Origin of the sequence: Mesorhizobium sp. BR1-1-6 (genome assembly GCF_020165355.1) — a bacterium.
Taxonomy (GTDB): Bacteria; Pseudomonadota; Alphaproteobacteria; order Rhizobiales; family Rhizobiaceae; genus Mesorhizobium.
This window is the reverse complement of the sequence record NZ_JAIUHZ010000038.1, coordinates 1-3,248: the sequence shown is the minus strand read 5'-3', so window position 1 is coordinate 3,248 and position 3,248 is coordinate 1. Positions and strand designations below refer to the sequence as shown.

Here is a 3,248-nt window from a genome sequence, read left to right as displayed (position 1 = left end):
CAGCCACCTTCCAGGGCGAGTTCTCCGGCAACGTGAAGAGCTATTCCGGCAAGCTCAAGCTCGGCATCACCTGGTGAGGCTATGCGCATCTTGCCGTGTTGTTCCTTTGTCAACAGTCAATTCAAGATCCCCCAAATTCGGGGGGCTTCTGGGGTCAAGCAGATGGGTAGAAAAATCGATGGAACGAGGCGGGCTCGCCTGATGCTGCGTCTGCTCGGGGAAACTTGTCTGTCGACATCGGGCTCGCGCCTGGCACTGGCCATCCTTCTCGCAGCTGGAACGCTGTCAACAACGCTTCCGGCGAGAGCCGAGGACTGGCCAGTCTACAACGAGGGGGATCTGCATTTCGCCATCTTCAACGCCGACTACGGCGACACAATCCGGTTCTACGCCAATGTCACGCTGACAGCCAACCTGCCGCCCGTGCGGAGCGGCAACATGACCATCAACGGACAAGGCTTCACCCTGTCCGGCAACAACCAGTATCGCGGCCTGTTCGTGCAGCAGGGCGCGATCAACGTGGCGATCAAAGATCTCACCATCACCAACGCCAAGGCCGAGGGCGGTAAGGGTGGCGACGCAAGATTTATTGTACCCGGCAATCCCGCCCGCGGCGGTGGTGGCGGCGGCGGCGCTGGACTGGGCGGCGCGCTGTTCATCGGCAAAGGCGCCAATGTGACGGTAAGCAATGTCAACCTGCAGGCCAACCAGGCGCGCGGCGGCAATGGCGGCGCGCTCGGACCTTTGACCTTGAGCAGTTCGTGGGGCAGCAGTGGCGGCGGCGGTGGCTATTGGCCGATCGGAGCCGATGGCGGCGACGGCGGCGCCTCCGTCAGTGGTGGAGGCGGTGCGCCAGACGGCGCCGGCGGTGACGGTAGCATAACAGACGGCAGCCCCGGTGGTTTTGGCGGCGGCGGCGGCGGCAGCGGCTGGTGTTCGGGCAGCGACTGCCCTTATATACCGGGGGCCGGCGGTTTTGGCGGCGGCAGCGGGGCCGGCAGTAGTGGAGTGGCTGAGCCTGGTGGCTTCGGCGGCGGCACCGGCACCAGCAACGACGTCAGCAGTGGCGGCGGTGGCGGCGCCGGTCTCGGCGGTGCGATCTTCGTTCAGGAGGGCGGCAGCCTGACCCTGGCCGGCGCTCTCAACATTTCCGGAAATGCCGTCGCGGGCGGTGACGGTGGAAGGAGGGGCGGGCAGGGCAATGCCACGCCCGGCCAGGGCATCGGGTCGGGCATCTTCCTTCACGGCAACGGCTCGTTCAGCGTCGCCCCTGGCGCCGGACAGACGCAGACCATAAGCGACATCATCATCGACCAGACCGGAGCTGGCGGCACCGGCACCGACAGTGGCAGCTGGTCTCTGGTCAAGAATGGCGACGGCGTGACCGTTCTCACCGGCGCCAATGCCTATAGCGGGGGCACCATCGTCAATGCCGGCATCCTGCAGGGCAAAACGTCGAGCCTCAGAGGCAACATCACCAACAATGCGTCCGTCATCTTCGACCAGGCCGGCAACGACGGCACCTTTGCCGGCAACATGTCCGGCAGCGGCGCCCTGTTCAAGCGAGGCGGCGGCGTGCTTTCGCTCACGGGCACCAACACCTACGCGGCCGGCACGCGGGTGGAAGAAGGAGTCCTGCGAATCGCGTCCGATGCCAAGCTCGGCGCGGCAGGCACCCATCTCAACCTGGACGGTGGTGGCGGTCTGAGTGCGTCGGCGACCTTTGCCAGCACCCGCCCCGTTTGGCTTACCGGCGCTCGCGGCATCGTTCTCGTCGATGCCGGCGAAACCCTCACCCTGAGTGGTGTAGTCAGTGAAAGTGGTGCGCTGGTCAAGTCCGGCCCCGGCGACCTGATTCTTAGCGGGGCCAACACCTACTCGGGCGGCACGACGGTCACCGGCGGCGTGCTGCGCTTCGCCAACGACGGCAACCTGGGCGCGGCAGCCACCGGGATCATGTTGAACGGTGGTGCAGTCGGGACCATGACGGACACACCTGCGGCAACGTCGATCAGCCGCAATATCACCTTGGCCAGCAACGGTGGCGGTATCGACGTGGCGGCGCAGTCCCAGTCTCTCTCCTGGAGCGGCAACATAAGCGGCAACGGTGGCCTCTTCAAGATCGGAGCCGGCACGCTGGTCCTCACCGGCAACAATACCTACGCCGGCGGCACGCAGGTGGCAGGAGGGACCCTGTGGGTTGCCTCCGACGCCAAGCTCGGCGCAGCCGGCACCCATGTCGACCTGAACAACGGGGCTCTGCGCGCCTCGGAAACCTTTACCAGCGCCCGCCCTGTCGGGCTTTTAGGCGCCGGTGGCGCTATCCTCGTGGACGCCAACAAGGCCCTCACCTTGAGCGGTGTCGTCAGGGGTTCGGGCAGCCTCACCAAGACTGGCGACGGCACCCTCATCCTCACTGGCGCGAATGCCTATACCGGCAGCACCACCGTCAATGCCGGCGTCCTGCAGGGCAATGCAATGAGCCTGCTGGGCCACATCACCAACAACGCCTCCGTCGTCTTCGACCAAGCAGCCAACGGCACCTATGCCGGCAACATCACCGGCCTCGGCAGCCTGACCAAGATCGGCGCCGGCACGCTGATCCTGCCCGCTGCCGCCAACTACGCTGGCGGCACGACCGTCTCGGCCGGCGCGCTGCAGGGCACGACCTTCAGCCTGCAAGGCAACATCCTGAACAATGCCGCCGTTATCTTCGACCAGGGTTTCGACGGCACCTATGCCGGCAACATGACGGGCTCCGGCACGCTCACCAAGAACGGCCCTGGCACACTCACCCTCACCGGCACCAGCAGCGTCGACGGCGGCATGACGGTCGACGCCGGCGCGCTTCTGGCGAACGGCTCGATCGCTTCGTCTCGGGGCCTGAGAGTGAATACGCGCGCGACGGTGGGCGGCACCGGTATATTGCCGTCGACGATCATTAATGGCGGCACGCTTTCGCCTGGGAATTCGATCGGCACGATCAATATCATCGGGAAACTGACATTCGGCGCCGGCTCGATCTACGCCGTCGAGGTCTCCGGCGGCACGGCCGACCGCGCGAGCGTCATCGGCTCCGCCGATCTTTCGGGCGGTACCGTCGATGTCACGTTCCTGGCAGGCGGCTCTGTTTCCAGGAACTCCACCATCCTCAATGCCACGCGCGGTCTGGGCGGCACCAAATTCGCCGGCCTCAGCGACGCGCCGTTGCCCGGCTTCGAGACCAGCCTGAGCTATGACGCCAACAA

At 65.6% G+C, this 3,248-nt stretch carries 1 protein-coding gene; it reads left to right on the top strand.

The features are described 5' to 3' along the window. Nucleotides 1–201: 201 nt before the first annotated feature. Nucleotides 202–3,248: autotransporter-associated beta strand repeat-containing protein (locus LB545_RS30680; RefSeq protein WP_263494251.1), on the top strand; the 3,047-nt coding region annotated here is incomplete at its 3' end.